The following is a 1,897-nucleotide window of genomic DNA, read 5'->3' as shown; positions in this document are numbered from 1 at the left end:
ACATCGATCTGGCCTGAGCCAGCAAATCTTGCGGTCGGCCGGCTCATGCGGCCGGCCAGCCGGTTCCCTTGAAGCGTTCTTAACGTCCCGCCTTCAGAACGCGCCCGGCTTCGGTGGCGATTGCCGCGTCGAGCGCCTGCCAATCGCCCAGAAACTCCCTTGGGAAGCGATAGGTGAGGCTGAGTTCGTCGCCGACCTGGATGTCGCGCTCGCAGGGCGCCAGCGATTGGTCGGCACTCGGCCCGCTCAGGCAACGGGCCACGAACGGCTCCTTGCCGGGGCGATTGCCGACAACCAGCACCTCGTTCAGATAGCCTGATTTCTCGTTGAAACCATAAATCATCGTGCCGCCAGGCCCGGCAGTGCCGGGTCGGATGATCAGCGCGCTGTAGATCGGCGCGAAGCGGCCGCTCATGTCACGCGACATCATCTGCTGTTCGAAGGACAGGAAGACGATGCTTTTGGCTGTTCCCGTATGGTTGAAATCATCTCGCGCGGCCTCGCTGTAGCCGTCCATCTGGGGATAGCGCAGATAGAGGTCGAGCCGCGAGGCGATGCCGTCGCGCCGGGCCTGGGCGAAACGGATGGCATTGGCCGGGACCGTGATGACATTGTTGCCGATCACCACCTGGTGGGCTGTTGCGTCGTCGGTGTATCCGGCCATGGCGATCGAATGGCCGAACCATTTGCCGGCAAGGCTGATCGCCACCGACAACAGGGCGAGCACCGCGAACCCGTAGAGCACCCGCTTCATCAGCCTGGAATCGACCACGGTGAGTTCGTTGGCGAGCGCTGCCTGCTTCATCTCAGTCCTCGGATCTCGGGCCGCCCGTCCGCCTGCAGTGTCCCCGGGCGGCACACATCGCACGGCATGGCTCTTGCAGCCTGCATGGAACGACTGTGCAATTTCATGGTAAACGGAAAGTTAAGATGGGACCGCTGGAACTCACACTCTTTGCTTTTGCCGTCGGGTTGACGGCCTGCGGGCTGGCCGGATCGGCCATGGAACTGGTGTCGGGCCGCAAGGTCGCCTTCACCGAACCCTATGTGTCGCCGTCACATGTCTTGCGCTCGCTGCTCGCCACGGCCTGTGCGGGACCGTTCATGCTGGTCAACGACGCCATCGATGCCCGGCGTCAGCGCCGCATTTCAACGTTGGCGCTGATGTCCTGCGGCTGCACGGCAATTGCGTGGACCTTGGCGCTGGGCGTCGTCGTGCTTGCCATTGCCTCATGGTCGGTCCGTCTCCTAGGGTCCGAGCTGCCAGCTTGAGACGATTCGGAGACCAGGAATGCCGCTTTATGCGATCGATGGAACAGAGCCCAGCTTCGCCGATGCGGACTCGAACTGGATCGCGCCCGATGCGACGCTGATCGGCGACGTCAGGGTCGGACGCAATGCCGGCTTCTGGTTCGGCGCCGTCATCCGGGGCGACAATGAGCCCATCGTCATCGGTGCCGACACCAACGTGCAGGAACATACGGTCATGCACACCGATCCCGGTTTCCCGCTGACGATCGGCGAAGGCTGCACGATCGGCCACCGCGCCTTGCTGCATGGCTGCACGATCGGCGACAACAGCCTGATCGGCATGGGCGCCATCGTGCTGAACGGCGCGAAAATCGGCAGGAATTGCCTGGTCGGCGCCGGTGCGCTGGTTACCGAGGGCAAGGAATTCCCGGACAATTCGCTGATCGTCGGCTCGCCCGCCAAGGCGATCAGGGTGCTGGACGACGCGGCCGTGGCAAGGTTGCGCGGCTCGGCGGCGCATTATGTCGCCAACGGCAAGCGCTTCAAGGCGGGGTTGAAGAAGGTTTTCGAACGGCCATAGCCAGAAATGGCGGAGCCGGCCCGGGGACGGGGCCGGCTCCTTTCACCCGGTCGTTGGGGACGGGGA

3 protein-coding genes are annotated in these 1,897 nt (G+C 63.8%); 2 read left to right on the top strand and 1 reads right to left on the bottom strand.

Going from position 1 to position 1,897, the window contains the following annotated elements; translation table 11 throughout:
• Positions 1-79: 79 nt before the first annotated feature.
• Positions 80-805 carry a hypothetical protein gene (locus tag EN949_RS34930; RefSeq protein WP_063168100.1) on the bottom strand — a complete coding sequence of 242 codons (726 nt, stop codon included), beginning with the start codon at positions 803-805 and terminating at the stop codon, positions 80-82.
• A 125-nt stretch (positions 806-930) separates the two neighbouring features.
• Between EN949_RS34930 and EN949_RS34925 the strand changes: the two genes are divergently transcribed.
• Entirely contained in the window at positions 931-1,272 is a 342-nt protein-coding gene (locus EN949_RS34925; RefSeq protein ID WP_063168099.1) for a hypothetical protein, read from the top strand.
• A 19-nt stretch (positions 1,273-1,291) separates the two neighbouring features.
• Positions 1,292-1,831, top strand: coding sequence for a gamma carbonic anhydrase family protein (locus EN949_RS34920; RefSeq protein WP_024503875.1), 540 nt, complete (start codon positions 1,292-1,294; stop codon positions 1,829-1,831).
• Positions 1,832-1,897: the final 66 nt, after the last annotated feature.

The organism is Mesorhizobium sp. M7A.F.Ca.US.007.01.2.1 (assembly GCF_003998165.1).
GTDB lineage: Bacteria > Pseudomonadota > Alphaproteobacteria > Rhizobiales > Rhizobiaceae > Mesorhizobium > Mesorhizobium ciceri.
This window is presented reverse-complemented; position numbering and strand designations above follow the sequence as displayed.